13 protein-coding genes are annotated in these 15,228 nt (G+C 60.3%); 9 read left to right on the top strand and 4 right to left on the bottom strand.

What is annotated here, in order from left to right; translation table 11 throughout:
- Positions 1 to 13: 13 nt before the first annotated feature.
- The 3 genes from Q666_RS58845 to Q666_RS58835 are packed head-to-tail and all read right to left on the bottom strand — an operon-like array spanning position 14 to position 2,864.
- A complete protein-coding gene (locus Q666_RS58845; protein WP_022997707.1) occupies positions 14 to 508 on the bottom strand; it encodes a MarR family transcriptional regulator in 495 nt (164 codons plus the stop codon).
- Positions 505 to 2,061 (bottom strand): NAD(P)/FAD-dependent oxidoreductase, encoded by a 1,557-nt coding sequence (locus tag Q666_RS58840; protein WP_022997708.1) that lies wholly within the window; start codon positions 2,059 to 2,061, stop codon positions 505 to 507. Before Q666_RS58840 ends, Q666_RS58845 begins: the two co-directional genes overlap by 4 nt.
- 11 nt (positions 2,062 to 2,072) lie before the next feature.
- Positions 2,073 to 2,864, bottom strand: a complete 792-nt coding sequence (locus Q666_RS58835) for a cyclase family protein (RefSeq protein ID WP_031268066.1) — start codon at positions 2,862 to 2,864, stop codon at positions 2,073 to 2,075.
- Positions 2,865 to 2,984: 120 nt separating this feature from the next.
- On the opposite strand from Q666_RS58835, the gene Q666_RS58830 reads away from it, so the two are divergent.
- The 9 genes from Q666_RS58830 to Q666_RS65215 all read left to right on the top strand — a co-directional run bounded on the left by Q666_RS58830 (position 2,985) and on the right by Q666_RS65215 (position 12,680).
- Positions 2,985 to 4,544 carry an NAD(P)/FAD-dependent oxidoreductase gene (locus Q666_RS58830; RefSeq protein ID WP_031268067.1) on the top strand — a complete coding sequence of 520 codons (1,560 nt, stop codon included), beginning with the start codon at positions 2,985 to 2,987 and terminating at the stop codon, positions 4,542 to 4,544.
- 50 nt (positions 4,545 to 4,594) lie between these two features.
- Positions 4,595 to 6,124, top strand: coding sequence for an ABC transporter substrate-binding protein (locus Q666_RS58825; RefSeq protein WP_031268068.1), 1,530 nt, complete (start codon positions 4,595 to 4,597; stop codon positions 6,122 to 6,124).
- Positions 6,125 to 6,224: 100 nt separating this feature from the next.
- The gene (locus tag Q666_RS58820) at positions 6,225 to 7,235 is read left to right on the top strand and encodes an ABC transporter permease (RefSeq protein WP_022997712.1); all 1,011 of its coding nucleotides are present in this window, start codon (positions 6,225 to 6,227) and stop codon (positions 7,233 to 7,235) included.
- On the top strand, positions 7,228 to 8,079 hold the full coding sequence (locus Q666_RS58815) for an ABC transporter permease (RefSeq protein WP_022997713.1): 852 nt from the start codon (positions 7,228 to 7,230) through the stop codon (positions 8,077 to 8,079). Before Q666_RS58820 ends, Q666_RS58815 begins: the two co-directional genes overlap by 8 nt.
- Entirely contained in the window at positions 8,076 to 8,954 is an 879-nt protein-coding gene (locus tag Q666_RS58810; protein ID WP_022997714.1) for an ABC transporter ATP-binding protein, read from the top strand. The genes Q666_RS58815 and Q666_RS58810 overlap by 4 nt, the downstream gene beginning before the upstream one ends.
- Positions 8,951 to 9,754: an ATP-binding cassette domain-containing protein gene (locus Q666_RS58805; RefSeq protein WP_022997715.1), complete on the top strand. Its 804-nt coding sequence runs from the start codon at positions 8,951 to 8,953 to the stop codon at positions 9,752 to 9,754. Before Q666_RS58810 ends, Q666_RS58805 begins: the two co-directional genes overlap by 4 nt.
- A 265-nt stretch (positions 9,755 to 10,019) precedes the next feature.
- Positions 10,020 to 10,574 carry a thioredoxin family protein gene (locus tag Q666_RS58800; RefSeq protein WP_022997716.1) on the top strand — a complete coding sequence of 185 codons (555 nt, stop codon included), beginning with the start codon at positions 10,020 to 10,022 and terminating at the stop codon, positions 10,572 to 10,574.
- Positions 10,571 to 11,233: a phosphoglycolate phosphatase gene (gene gph, locus Q666_RS58795; RefSeq protein ID WP_031268069.1), complete on the top strand. Its 663-nt coding sequence runs from the start codon at positions 10,571 to 10,573 to the stop codon at positions 11,231 to 11,233. The genes Q666_RS58800 and gph overlap by 4 nt, the downstream gene beginning before the upstream one ends.
- Before the next feature lie 79 nt (positions 11,234 to 11,312).
- Positions 11,313 to 12,680, top strand: a complete 1,368-nt coding sequence (locus Q666_RS65215) for a tetratricopeptide repeat protein (protein WP_152533444.1) — start codon at positions 11,313 to 11,315, stop codon at positions 12,678 to 12,680.
- Between the two features lie 44 nt (positions 12,681 to 12,724).
- Here the strand turns inward: Q666_RS65215 and Q666_RS58785 are convergent, their stop codons facing one another.
- A complete protein-coding gene (locus tag Q666_RS58785; protein WP_022997719.1) occupies positions 12,725 to 15,109 on the bottom strand; it encodes a hypothetical protein in 2,385 nt (794 codons plus the stop codon).
- Between the last annotated feature and the right edge of the window lie 119 nt (positions 15,110 to 15,228).

The raw sequence follows: 15,228 nt of genomic DNA, 5'->3' as shown, positions 1-15,228 counted from the left end.
TTACGCGATCAACTCATATCGGGTGCTTGCGCACGTTCTTCAAAATTGCCTGCAGCGTGGCGACGAAGGCCCGCTGGTCCGCGTCGCTGATGCCCTTGAACATCTGCCGGTACGCACCAGCCAGATGCGGCCAGAGCTGCTCATGCGTGTCGCGCCCCTTGGGCGTCAGATGAATGCGGACGGCACGGCTGTCGTCCTTGTCGGCAACGCGCCGGACAAGCCCGTCCCGTTCCAGAGCGTCCAACGCCCGGCTGAGCGTCGACACTTCGACGACCGCATAAATGGCAAGTTCCCGGATCAGCAGGCCGTCGATCACGGACAAGACGGCAAGCGTACGCATCTTTGGCGTCGTCAGGCCCAGATTGGCCATTTCGTCACGCAGCGCCGCGTTGTAGCGGCCCATGATACGGTTCATCAGATAGGGCGGGAAATTCTCCAGCCCAATTTCGCCAAGCCGCTGCACACGTGCTTCTTCCGTGATGACGTCCGTCCGATCCTCGTTGCTCATGCACCCATCCATTTCGCCAGATTGTAGCCGGACCCGCCACCGAGCCCCGGCCCCGGATGGGTCGAAGCGCCGATCATGTGCAGGTTCCGGATTTGGGTGGCGCTATTAACGGAATGAGCAAAGGGGCGCCAGATGAAAAACTGATCGATGCTGCAGGCCCCGCCATAGGGATCACCACCGACCAGATTGATATTGATGTCGTTCAGATCCGCTGGCGAATAAGCCCGCCGTGCAAGCTTGATCTGATCGAAGTTGCGGATATGCCGCTTCAGGATTTCTTCAAGCCGGTCGGCAAAGGCCTCCCGGGTTGCTTCGGTCCATTCCGGACCGGTCTCTATCTTGCCCGCGGCGTCGCCCTTGATCCTGCGCGGAGCGTCAGGGATCTGAAGCCACAGGACCCCCTTGCCTTCCGGCACCCTTGAGGGGTCCAGACGATGCGGCTGGCCAACACATATCGTGGGAACTTCAGGCAGAAGACCCCGCTCGGCCTCGTTGGCGGACTTGGAAACACTGTCGATGCCGTCCGCAAGGTGGATCAGCGCAACATCCTCAAGCCCTTCGACGATCCAGTCCGGATCACCGTCCAGAGCATAGTGAAGCTGGAAATTGCCGCGGCCGTAGCGGTATTTCTGCGTGGCTTCCGGGAGTGCTTCCTGCTTCAAAAGCCGCTGATAGAGCTGCGTTGGCGTGACGGAGGCAATCACCGACCGCGCCTTGATGGTTTCACCGCCTGCCGCTTCGACGCCGACTGCCTTGCCGTCCTTCACCAGGACACGTTCGACATCGACACCGGTGCGGATCTTGCCACCCTTGGCCTCAATCAATTTTCGGAACGCCTCCGGCACGGAGCCGGAGCCGCCCTTGGCCACTGGTGCGCCGGCAGCTTCCAGCGCAAAAGCAATCACCCGGCCCATCTGACCCGAATAGGTACTTTCCGGCGTCAAGCCTGTGTGCAGGACCCAGGGCGCCCAAAGTGCCTGCAGGGTTTCGCTCCGATAGCTCCCTTCCAGCCAGCCGCGAGCCGGCTGCAGGCAGGCACCGAGCCACGCCTTCAATCCGCCAAGGCCACGTTTCCAGGCTTGGGCGAGCATCAGGCGCGCCATCTTGCCGGACCAGAGCGGGCTCCCCAGCAAGGCAAACAGAAACTCCGCGTCGGCTTCGATACCGCCGACGTCGGCCGCATGCTGCTTGCCGTCGCCTGCCGCGAGGGCTTCGAAGGCGGCAATGTTGGCCGCGCGGTCCATCGTCAGCTTCAGCGCCTCCCCTCCCGGCCGTAAAACGGCGGTCGGATGCGGCGTGTGGCAGAATTCAAGACCATGCCGGCCAAGATCTTCCGCCAACTCCGCATAGGCAGGTGAGGTTATGAAAAGAACGAAGGTGGCCGCCATCACATCGTGCCGGAATCCGGGCAGCGTGATTTCCTCTGTCCGCATACAGCCGCCAAGGACGTCTGAGCGTTCCAGAAGCAGAACCGGCTCCCCTCTGCGCGACAGCATTGCTGCCGCGACGAGGGCATTTATACCGGAGCCGACGATTACGTGCGGAGCGGCCATTTCGAGACGCCTCAGGCTTTCGGAACCAGAGCCAGTGCCCGGATAGGGCTACCAGTGCCGCGTTCGATTTTCAGCGGAGCGGCAATCAGGATCGCCCCCTTCGCCGGCAGCTTGTCGAGATTGGCAAGCGATGCCAGACCGAAGCAATTGTCCCTGTGCAACAGGTTATGCGCCGGGAACGGCGGCTCCATGCCACCGGCCTGACCGGCATCAGTGCCGATGCACTGGCTGCCCCAGCCTACGATCTTCTTCGACAGCAGATATTCAATGGCATCCGGTGTCGGTCCGGGGCTGTGCGGGCCCGCTTCGTCGGCATTGAGGAACGCGGCTTCATCGCCGGCGCGCTTGTCCCAGTCGGTGCGCATCACAACCCACTCACCGGCACCGATCTCGCCGTGCTCGGCTTCCCAGGCCTTGATCAAATCCGCAGTCAGCAGAAAATCAGGATCAGCAGCGCTTTCCTTGGAACAGTCGATCACATTGACCGGCGCAATCAGACGCTGCACATCCAACGTGTCCGTAAAGCCGTCGCTGTAGTCCTTCCCGGTAATCCAGTGATGTGGCGCATCGAAATGCGTGCCGGAGTGTTCACCCAGAACCATCCAGTTCCAGGCGAAGAAGGGACCGTCAGCGTCATATTCACTGATCTTGTGGATCTCGACCTTCGGCGTATTCTTTGCAAAATCAGGCGGAAGTTGCAGGATCGGCGTATTCGGACCCAGAACGCCCGTGCAATCCACCACTTCCACTTCTCCGGACAGGAGTTTAGCTCCAAGCCCGCTGAGCGCGCTCTCTGCAGACATAATCGTTCCCTCTGTACCTCTGTGGCCTGTCGGCTCGTTATCACAATTCAATGCTAGACAGATTTATTTGTATTTGCAATTATCTTCTGCGAACGACGGAGGGGATTGATCGTGACCGAGGTGTTGGACGGCGTCATTATCGGCAGCGGGCATAACAGCCTTGCCTGCGCTGTTCATCTTGCAGCTCAAGGCTGGAAAGTCGGTGTCTTCGAGCGCGCGGGGGAACCTGGCGGGGCGGTCAAATCGGGCGAGTACACGCTACCCGGCTACCGCCACGATTGGGCGGCCATGAACCTTTCCCTGTTTGCAGGTTCCGCCTTCTTCAAGCAATACTCCGAGGAACTAGGCAGCCACGGGCTGGCTTTCGCGCCAGCATCCAATTGTTTCTCTTCCGTTTTTCCGGACGGCACCTGGCTTGGCGTCAGCAATGACCTGGAAACGACGGCTTCGAGAATCGAAAAGATCTGCCCGGAAGACGCACGTGTCTGGCGGGCGCTGACATCGGAATTCCCGGGACGCGCAGAGACCTTGTTCGCGCTTCTGGGTAGTCCGGCAAAAAAACGTGCATTTGCATATATATTGTTCAAGGAGTGGCGAAAAAGCGGTTCGGACGGCGTGCTGGACCTTGGCCGCTTTCTGCTATCCTCGCCGCGCGACTGGCTGAACACAACCTTCACATCACCGAAGGTGCGTGCCCTTCTTGCTGCCTGGGGGATGCATCTGGATTTTGCACCCGACATTTCAGGCGGCGCGCTGTTCCCCTACCTGGAAGGCATGGTCAATCAGGCCTTCGGCATGGTCCTGGGTCAGGGCGGCGCGGATACGATCGTCAAGGCCATGGTTTCGCAGATCGAGGCTTCGGGCGGATCGGTGACCTGCAATGCAGAAGTCACGCGCGTGATTGTCGAGAATGGACAGGCACGCGGCATCGAGCTCAAGGACGGTCGGCAGATCATGGCCCGCAGGGCGGTGATCGCCAACGTCGCCCCATCCGCCTTGCTGAAACTTGCGGGTGAAACCGGCAACGCGCGGTATGACCTTGGCCTTAAGAAATCAGCACATGCGCCGGGCACGATGATGATTCATCTTGCCATGGACGCCCTGCCAGACTGGACCGCAGGCGAAGAGCTGAAAAAATTCGCCTATGTGCATATGGCTCCGGATCTCGATCAGATGGCCCGAACCTATGCACAGGCCCAGGCCGGCCTTCTGCCGGAAGAACCGGTGATTGTCTGCGGTCAGCCAACCGTCGTCGACCCGAGCCGGGCACCGGAGGGCAAGCATGTTCTCTGGCTTCAGGTCCGCATGGCACCCGGCACCATCAAGGGTGATGCCGCCGGCAAGATCACGGCCACCGACTGGACCGAAGCGGCGGAGCCGTTTGCCGAACGCGCACTCGATATTCTGGAACGTTATGCCCCCGGCACGAGGGCCAAGATCCTCGGCCGCCATATCGTATCGCCCGCCCTGCTGGAGGCGGACAATCCCAACCTGGTCGGAGGAGACCAGGTCTGCGGAAGCCATCATCTGACCCAGCATTTCATGTTCAGGCCCGTACGCGGCTTTGCCGACGGAACGACGCCGGTTGGAAACCTTTACCACACCGGCGCGGCCGTCTGGCCCGGTGCGGGAACCGGCGCAGGGCCCGGATATCTGCTTGCACAAAAACTTGCCGGATAGCGACAAAAACAAACGCACCGGCACCAGAGGTAAAATGGGGAACAGTAACCATGAGAGTTTCAAGACGCACACTGCTTAAAAGTGCGGCCGCCAGCGGATTGCTGACAGCCGTCGGAACACCGGTAGCATTCGCCAGCGACATCGAAGAACTGGTGATCGCCTATAACGTCAACCTGCCGAGCTGGGATCCGACTGTCGGCCCGTCCGCGGTCAACCCAACCATCCAGGGCATCTACCAGTCCGTGTTCGACATGTTCATTCATCAGAACACGGACCTCAGCTTTGCACCGGGCATCATCACCGGCTGGGGCTGGAACGACGACAAGTCGAAGATCTGGATGGATGTGCGCGAAGGCGTCACCTGGCACAACGGTGATCCGCTGACACCGGAAGACATCGTCTGGTCGCTGGAACGCGCCGGCAATCCGGACACGGGCAATCCGATCCAATTCATCTGGGGCAAGGTCGGCAACTTCCAGATCGACGGCAACAAGATCACCGCCGACGTCAAGGAATACGAGCCCACCATCTTCAAGTGGATGAGCTTCCTGACCGGCTATGTGATGCCGAAGAAATACTATGAGGAAGTCGGCGCAGACGGTTTCGAGGCCAAGCCGATCGGCACCGGGCCTTACATGGTCGACAAGTTCGAGCGCAATGCCTTCGTCCGGCTGAAAGCCAACGAGAACTACTGGGGCGGCGCACCGGAATTCAAGACAGTCACGATCAAGTTCGTGACCGATGCGTCCAGCCGAACCTTCGAGGTTATGTCGGGCAATGCGCATGTCACGCTGGAAATGCCTTACGAGGAATTCGACCGGCTGAAGGAAAACGACGGCATCGTCGGCACCGCAGCCCCGATCTCCGACATCGGCATGATCTTCATCAACGATGTCGATCCGATGCTGGACGAAAACGTGCGCAAGGCGATGGCCTATTCCATCGACAAGAAGACCATCATCGAACGTCTCCTGTCGGGATACGGCGTGCCCATCGACACGCTGCAGACACCTGACTATTCCGCTTATGATGCCTCTATCACCGTTCCCTATGACCCGGACAAGGCAAAGGAACTGCTGGCGGCATCCGGCTTCGGTCCGGACAATCCGGTCAAGTTCAAGATCCAGACCACCCGCGGCTTCAAGCCCAAGGACTACGAGATTATTCAGGCCATCGTCGGCTTGTGGCGCAAGATCGGCATCGAGGCGGAAATCGAAGTCTACGAAATCGCCAAGCATTACGAATTGCGCGCGGCCGATACGCTGGCCCCGGCAGCCTTCTACAACTGGGGCAATGCCATTGGCGACCCGACCACATCGACCGGCTTTGCCATGTTCGGCCCCTCACCTCACTCCGTCTGGGATGGCGAAGAGCTGATGCAGAAGATCCTGCCGCTTTGGGGCGAGGCTGACGAGGACAAGCGCATCGAAGGCTGGAAGGAAGTCGATCGCCACATTGCAGAAAATGCTCTGGTCATTCCGCTCCTGCAGTATGTCCAGCCGATCCTGCACAGCGACAAGGTCAAGGTCACGCCGCACGCTTCCGGCGCGCTGCTGCCTGCGTTGATGACGCGTTCCTAAAAATCCGGAATTTTCGAACCCGCCTTCGCCGCAACACCCTCTAAAGCTTGCTCCCGGGGTGTTGCGGCGACTTTTTCCGATTTTTGGGCCAAATACCGTCATGCAAATCGTGCGCGCGCTGCTGACGCGCCTCATCACAACGCTTATCACCCTGCTTGGGGCCGCGATCATCGTGTTCGTGGTCATCCGGGTCGTCCCTGGCAACCCCATCGCCATGATGCTGCCACCCGGGGCGACAGATGCCGACATCGACCGGCTGAAAGCGCTTTACGGGCTCGACAAGAGCATCTTCGAACAATTCGTGATCTGGATCTCCAACGTGATCCAGGGTGATTTCGGCACGTCCATCACCCTGCGCCAGCCGGTCTACGACCTGGTGATAGGCCGTTTGCCGGCCACGCTGGAACTCTCGGTCATGGCCTTGCTGATCGCCGTCATCATCGGAGGTGCTGCCGCTCTCACGGCAACGCTCTACCGCGGTTCCAAGGTGGAAGGCGGGATCGACGTTGCCGGCGGCATCGCGCTGTCCCTGCCGGATTTCCTTTGGGGGCTGGCGCTAATCCTGCTGTTCGGCGTGCTGTGGCCGCTGTTTCACATTTCCGGCCGGATATCGCCTTCGCTCGGGTTCGAGTTCAGTTCCAATTTCTATCTCTTCGAAGCGCTCGCCCGGTTCCGGTTCGATGTGGTGCTGGATCTCATGGGCCACATGCTCATGCCGGCGCTTGCGCTGGCGATCCCGTTGGCAGCCATTATCCTGCAGCTCCTCAAGCAATCCCTGAAGGAATGCATGCACGACGACTACATCACCCTGGCCCGCACAAAGGGCTATTCGGAAAGCTCGATCATCCTGCGTGATGCCTTGCCGAACGCGATCCTTCCCACGCTGACGCTTATCGGCGTCCAGTTCACATTTCTCATAGGCGGCACGGTCATCATCGAACGCCTGTTTTCCTATGAAGGTCTCGGCAACATGGCGATCGACGCGGTGATCAACCGAGACCTGCCATTGATCCAGGGCATCGTCCTGATTTTTGCCCTGCTCTTCACGATGGTCAATCTGGTGGTGGACATGGCCTATGCCGCCCTGAACCCGAGGCTGCGCCATGCGTGACGCCCGAGGACATATCCGTCGCCTGCCCGGCCTTCGGCTCTGGCTCAGTGGCGGCTGGCTTACCTTCCTGGTGCTGGCAGCCGTCTTCGCCCCCCTGATCAGCCCGCACGACCCGCTGGCACAGGATCTTTTCGCCGGACGCCTACCGCCCTTCTTCGAACAAGGTGCCGACCCGGCCTATTTGCTGGGAACCGACAGCCTCGGCCGCGACGTGCTGAGCCGCATGCTCTATGGCGCAAGACTTGCGCTGATCGTGGCGCTGGTTGCCGGCACGCTTACCTGTCTTATCGGGGCAACACTTGGCCTGATCGCAGGGTACTACCGGGGCTGGGCGGATCTGGTGATCTCGCGCTTCATCGACATCTGGATGGCCTTCCCTCCGGTTCTCTTTGCAATCCTGCTGATTGCGGTTCTGGGAACCGGACTGATGTCCGTCATCATTGCCATTGTCGTCATTGACTGGACCCGCTTTGCGCGCGTCGTCCGGGCCGAAGCGATGAGCCAGGGGGCGATGGACTATGTGGCTTCGGCGCAGGTTGCCGGACGCACCCGTTTCGGCACCGCCCTGACCGAGATCCTGCCGAACGTCCTGCCGACCATCGTCGCCCTCTTGACGCTGGAAATGGGTATCGCGGTGATCGTCGAGGCGATCCTTTCCTTCGTGAACCTGTCCATTTCCACGGACCAACCGACATGGGGCGGCATGATTGCCGAAGGCCGTACCTCCATCTATCAGGCCTGGTGGGTTCTCGTGTTTCCCTTGTTCGCGCTTTTCCTGACGGTGCTGAGCTTTTCCCAGCTCGGCGAAGGCCTGAAGGACCATTTCGATCCGGTGCTGCGATGAGCTTTTTGTCCATTCAGGACCTGACGGTCCAGTTGAAGAACGGCATGCCGCTGCTCCGGCATGTCTCGCTTGATGTGGAGCCTGGTGAGGTGCGTGCACTTGTCGGGGAAAGTGGCGCGGGCAAAAGCATGATCGGCAAGGCTGTTCTCGGCATACTGCCGAAGGCCGCAAGGTTGACCGGGGGCAAGATCCTGCTCGACGGGGAAGACCTGCAGACGCTCTCCCAAAAGGCAAGACGCCAGCGGATTGGCGCCCGCGCGGCCCTGATACCACAGGACCCGCTCACCGCGCTCAATCCATCCCGCCGTGTCGGGCCGCAGATTACGGACAGGCTGGTGGATATTCTCGGCTGGAAACGACCGGATGCCGAGAAACGGGCGTTGGAGCTGTTGGAAGAGGTCCACATCCAGTCACCGGAACGGGTGATGAAGGCCTATCCGCACGAACTGTCCGGCGGCATGCGCCAGCGTATCCTGATTGCGTCCGCCTTTGCCGCCGAACCGAAGCTGATCATCGCCGACGAGCCGACGACAGCGCTCGACGTGACCGTTCAAAAGCAGATCCTCAAGCTGATCCGCGAAATGCAGCAGCGCCACGGCACCGCTCTGCTGTTCGTCACCCACGATCTGGGTGTCGTCTCGAAGATAGCCCAGTCACTGACAGTGCTCTATGCGGGCAAGGTGATTGAAGAAACCTCCGTCGAGAACTTCTTTGCCGCGCCTTCGCACGCCTATTCGAAGGCCCTGCTCGCGGCAACGCCGAAATATACAGACCCGCAAGGCTCACTGACACCTGTGCCGGAAGGCGTGACGAAAGCGGTGGAAGCTGAAGTGGCTGCCTTCGACGCACAATTGAAGGCAGGAGCCCGGCCATGAGCGATATCATCTACGAGCTGAAAGACCTGCACGTCTCCTTTCCGGACATGTCCCGCAAACCGCTTCTGGGAGCGGCACCGCGGATCGACGTTCTGAAAGGCCTATCCTTCGATATTCCCAAGGGCGAAGTCCTCGGCATTGTCGGAGGGTCCGGGTCAGGCAAATCCACGCTCGGCAGGGCACTGATCCGCCTGATCGAACCGGACAGTGGCGCGATCCGGTTTGAAGGCACCGACATCACCCATCTTCATGAGGACAGCCTGCGGCCCCTGCGCCGGCGCTTCCAGATGATCTTTCAGGACCCGATGTCTTCACTCAATCCTCGCCGGCGTGTCGGCGGTATCATTGCCGGGCCACTGCGCCTTCAGGGGCTCGACAACATCAAGGGCCGGGTCGACGAAGCACTCGACATGGTTGGCCTGCCCCGGCATTTCGCGACCCGCTATCCACACGAGTTGTCCGGCGGTCAACGCCAGCGCGTCGGGATCGCAAGGGCAATCGCCCTGAAACCCGACTTCATCCTGGCCGACGAGATCGTATCCGGGCTCGATGTGTCCTCCCAGGCCCAGGTGCTCAACCTGCTGGAGAGCCTCGTCAAGGACCTCGGTCTCACCCTGGCCTTCATCAGTCATGATCTCTCGGTGATCCGGCGGCTGTGTACCCGCATCCTGGTGCTCTACAAGGGCGAGATTGTCGAAAACTCCGAAACGGCGGAACTCTTCGCCAATCCGAAAGCGGACTACACACGCACGCTGCTCGACGCAATTCCGCTGCCTGATCCGAAACAGGTCTGGCTCTGAAACAACAGCCCGGCACCGGTCCGGATTGCCGGGCCGATGCCACAAGTCCGGTCGGTCCGTGGAATGCGTCTTCGTTCGCCTGGGGTCGAGCCAGTGCGCTTTACCGGTCGTTGATTATCTCTTTCACCGCTTGCCATCTTGCCGGATGCTGGCCTCCAGCCTTTGCCGTTGGCGAATTTCCTCCGTCCGGTCACTTCATTTCTTCCATGGGGTGACCTACTCTATCCTTTTGACAAAGCGCATCATTCCAAGGGGAGACGACACGATGGCCGCCATTCCGCCTGTTTGCGATTTTGGCTGGAAAGCACCCGATTTCGAATTGCCCGCGACCGACGGCAAGTCCTACAAGCTTTCAGACATTGCCGGCCCCAAGGGCACGCTGATCATGTTCATCTGCAACCATTGTCCCTATGTGGTTGCCGTCCGTGACAGGATCCTGCGCGATGCCCGTGACCTGCAGGCGATTGGCATCGGTGTTGCTGCAATCAGTGCCAATGACGTCGAGAGCTATCCCGAAGACAGTTTTGAGAAAATGACAGAACTTGCACGGCGGGAAAACTTCCCTTTCCCATACCTCTTTGACGAAGACCAGTCTGTCGCCCGCGCCTATGATGCAGCCTGCACACCGGATTTCTTCGGCTTCAATTCAGCGCTGGAACTTCAGTACCGTGGGCGACTTGATGCCTCCCGCAGGGAGACGGGACCAGCAGACCTTCGGCGTGATCTGTTCGAAGCGATGCGACAGGTTGCAGAAACGGGCAAGGGACCGGAAGATCAGATCCCGTCCATGGGATGCTCCATCAAATGGAAGGCTGCATGAATCCGATTCTGATTTTCGACCTAGATGGCACGCTGATCGACAGCGCCCAGGATCTTCATGCAGCGGCATGCCGCCTTCTGGAAGGCGAAGGCCTGCCGGCGCTGCCGCTTGAAACCATCCGCTCCTTCATCGGCAACGGTATTCCGACGCTGGTTGACCGTATCATCGATGCCACCGGCCTGCAGACGCGAGATCGCACACGTCTCATTTCGAGCTTCCTGGAGGATTACCAGGCACATGCGACCGATCTGACGGCCCCCTACCCTGACGTCGAAGCCACGCTCAACCACTTGCTGCAGTCCGGACACACTTTGGCGATCTGCACCAACAAACCGCAGCGGCCCGCCGAGAAGATTATCGAGGACCTGGGTTTGTCGCGTTATTTCCAGGGCCTGGTTGGCGGAGACAGCCTGACGGAGCGCAAACCGGACCCGGCCGGGCTGCATTACCTGCAATCGTCCCTCGGCGGCGGTCCGGTCGTTTATGTCGGCGACAGCGAGGTCGATGCCGAAACGGCTGTCAATGCGGGCATGCCCTTTGCCCTGTTCACCGAAGGCTACCGTAAACGTCCCATTTCCGAGATTCCGCATGCTGTGTCCTTTTCGAGCTTCAAGGACCTTCCGGCACTTGCGCAGAACCTGTTGTCAGCCCCTGCCTGACACAGGTTTTCGACATGTTTGCAGCCTTCAGTGCAGACATTGAGCTGGCCTGCCGGGGAAGCTATGATTGCCGCCGCACATGACGTGCGCCTTTCACCCGATTGACGGACCTGCGTTGACCAAGGCACTTCGACAGTTTCTCCTCCTTGCGATTGCCGGCACAGCATGCCTTTCCGGTTTCGGGTCTTCCTACGCAGCGGAGGCTGCGGAAACGGTCATCATGGCACCTGTTCTTGCCGCCCGGGCGGCAGCCGAGACAGTGCGCAAGGAACATGGACCGTTTTACACGGTCCGGGACGAGGCTGCCTTCCTGCAGCAGATGTGCAGCACTATCGAGGCGGCGGCGAACAAACAGGGCCTGCCACCGGGTTTCTTCGCCAAGTTGATCTGGAAGGAAAGCCGTTTCGACCCCAATGCGATCAGCCCGGCCGGTGCGGAAGGCATTGCGCAGTTCATGCCTTACACGGCCGCCAACTGGGGCCTTGAAAACTCATTCGAGCCAGTGGAAGCCATTGAAGCTTCTTCCCGCTTGCTGGGATATCTTTTTAAAGGTTACGGCAACCTTGGGCTGGCGGCCGCGGCCTATAATGCCGGGGAAGACCGTGTCGACAACTGGCGCCGTGGGCGCGGGCGCCTTCCCGATGAAACCCGCAATTACGTTTATTCGATCACCGGGCACAAGGCATCGGACTGGAAACAGGGCAAAGGGCCGAACGTCGACTTTACCCTGGACCAGACGCAGGATTTTCAGACGGCTTGTCAGGACTTCCGCCTGATCGAAGCGCCATTGCAACGCCGACTTGCCAATACCTACTACAACCGGGGACTGGCACTGGCGAAGTCGAAAGATTATTCAGCCGCGCTGCTTCGCTACACTGTTGCCATCCGGCTTCGCCCCGAGTTTCCGGAAGCCTACAACAACAGAGGGCTGGTCTACCGCATGATGGGTGATTATGGCGCCGCCATCGCCAATTATGATGTCGCTCTGAAGATGCGGCCCGGATATGCCGCAGCCTACAACAACCGTGGATACGCCAAGCGCAAGCTTGACCAATACCGGGAAGCGATAGCCGACTACGACAAGGCCCTGGCGATCAATACCAATTACGCCGCTGCGCGTTTCAACCGTGGTTTCGCCCAGGCTCAACTTGAAAATTATACCGCGGCGATTGCCGATTACGACGTGGTCCTGAAGCTTGTCGCCAACCACCCCCTTGCCCTTTACAATCGCGGCAAGGCTCATCTTGCCGCCGGTCATCTGAACAAGGCGGAAGACGACTTCAACTCTGCGATCGCCCACAGCGACGGATTTGCCAAGGCCTATTACAGCCGTGCGAACCTGAGGCTGCGACTGGGCCAACGCGACCAGGCCAAAGAAGACTACCTGAAGTCCGTCTCACTCGACGCCGGCCTGGGGCGCGGCAAATACGCCATCGCTTTCGACTGACACCTGCGACTTGACGATTGCCTGCGGGGCAGCCTTGCGAACTGCTATTCCTTAGGCACCTCGGTTCTGACCAGCGGCAGGCTGAACCCGCCCGTGTGATACTGGTGGCAAAGCGTGCATTCTTCTCCAGCCGCACGTTCCGTGTGGCAGGTCGCACAAGTGGCCTTGTCGATAGGGGTGAAGTTCGGTGCGTGGATGGCAGGGTCACCTTGCTCGTAGCTCTTCAGATAGGTGTCCGCCCCCGTGGTGAGCGCGTGGCACGTCACGCATCCTTCCATTCCGACCGCGCTGATGTGCGGGTCGTGAGAAAAGCGCGTGAAACGTGTCGTCACCTGAGCGGGATCGAAGGGGTGCCAGCGCACGGCCTTTTCAACGCCGGCTGTGTCGACGCTGTGGCACTTGGTACAGCGTCCCACCGCGCCCGGGTCACTGAGCGAGGCAAATACAGGATCCCGCAGGGCCTTTTCCTGATCCGTTGCCGCATGGCTCGAATAATCGAGCCATGTTTTCAGGAAGGGGTCTTCATGTCCCGTCGGGCGATACCGGATCGTATGGTCCTGCCGGTACCAGCCGCCGTAAAGAGCCCAGTTTTCCGGATCGAATGGTTCCTCCCGGGGTTGCGCAGAGGGGTCGTCAGTTGAAGTCGATGTGTCGACAGGTTCGGCCGCATCGCTCAACAGGCCCGTTCCGCCTTCGTCTGCTGCAAGGATGTCCTCACCGGCAAGAATATCGTCACTGGCAAGTATTTCCTCTCCGCCCGCAGGCTGGCCGAGGAGAGCGTCCCCCTCGGAACTGCTCGAAGCGTCGTCCTCCGCCAGGATATCCAAGCCGTCCGACACGTCGGCGCCTGCGTCATCCGCTATGGCAAGATCGTCTTCAACCAACGAGCCTTCGTCTGCAAGAATATCATCGTCGGTATCTGCCTTGCCGGCCAATGCGTCATCGGCTCCTGCAGGCGCCAGCAACAGGTCCTCGGAAGCCAGCTCTGCGCCATCATCCGTTCCGCCGCCAAGGATGAGGCTATCCGTACCATGGCCTTCGCTGGCGGCATCGTCTGTCCCGGCCAGAATATCGCTGTCGTCCACCCCGGAAAGGGTGTCCGGCGCGGCCTCTTCGGTTTGTACCGCTTCGTTCTCTTCAACCTCCTGCCGGGCTTCCTCGAACGCGCGGGTTGGCGTTCCGTCGGCGTGGCGGGCAAGGTCCTCAGCGAGATCCGGCAACCATTCCCGGTTGGCGGCGGCGATCACGTCGTGTGGCATCACACCGACCATCAGCGCCATTTGCCTATGGTCCGTCATGGTTTCGCTGTCCGCTGCCCCGGCGCCCATGGCGGCAGGAAGGCCATCACGCTCGATATTCGCGAGCAACTGCTTCACCGCCCAGGCCAGCGTTTGGACCCTTGCCAAAGCGTCCTCATCAGCCTCCCGCAGATCCAGAAGATCCAGGTCCGACACTTCTCCCACGATATCCCGGCCGTCCAGCACCAGCGCCAGAAGCGCCCGCATGAAGGGCGTAATTCCTGCCTCGGACCTTTCCGGCCAGGACCCGACGTCGATCCCCCGTTCCGCAAGCGTTTCGACGTCCAGGCCCGGAACAGAGAGGAAATTCGTGCCCTTCGGTCCGCTCACGATGGTCTGGCCGAGAATGTCGCCACTGTGACAGGTCGCGCACATGCCTTCGAAATCTCGAACTGCCATATAGCGGCCGTCGTTCCCCGCCTCATGGCAGGTCTCGCACATGGCCGGAACCTTGCCGGCACCATCGGGCTTCTCGGCTGTATCCGGGAAGTGCTTTCCGAAATGCGACTTGTGATCAAAGATGATGCTGGTGCGCTGGTAAAAGGGATAGCCTGCGAATTGCGGATGACTGTCCTCGAAACGCCCGAACTTCTCGACATGGCAGGTCTGGCACCTGTCATTGGAAACTTCGGTCAGTTTGCCAAGGCTTCCCTGGTGCTCCTGGTGACAGGTGGCACAATAGATGTTCTGCGACCCGGCATCTGCGCTACCTTGCGTCTGCCCTGCCATCGGCAATGAGAACTTGATCCGGTTTGTCCAGCTCTGATCACGCCCGGTGCCGACTTCCGCCGTGCGGGCAAGTGTCATCTGCCGGAGCTGTTCAACCGGCGTCGTATGTGCCGTGAATGGCTGCGAACCAACGTCGTGACAGGTGGTGCAAAGCGCCGCTGTCTGTTTCGGTCCTGCAGCTGTCGCGGCAAGGCCATGAAGCCAGCCAAGGCCTTGCGGACGTGCGTCGGCGTGGCACGACTGGCAATCTGTCAGGTTGGCGTGCTGGGCTGCAAGCCGGCCCGGCATCAGATAGTTCTTTGCCACCCCGCCGGAGAGAATGATCGCCACGAGCCCGGCAGTCAGCGCCGTGAGCCAGACTGCTGCCCGCCGCCTGCGCTTGCGCAGGCTCGGCTTCGGCACGCAGGGTTCCTGGTTCAGACAGCAACTTCCGTCCGGCAGCGGACCATCTTCGCAAGGCCCGCCTTCCTGGCTCGAGCGCCGGCAAATCCATCGGTCGCCGTCCTGTACAGGCTGGCAGG

Origin of the sequence: Labrenzia sp. C1B70, from assembly GCF_000475395.1 — a bacterium.
GTDB classification, from domain to species: Bacteria; Pseudomonadota; Alphaproteobacteria; order Rhizobiales; family Stappiaceae; genus Roseibium; species Roseibium algicola.
Note: the sequence above shows the minus strand (reverse complement) of the source record. Positions and strands in the feature narration are given on the sequence as shown.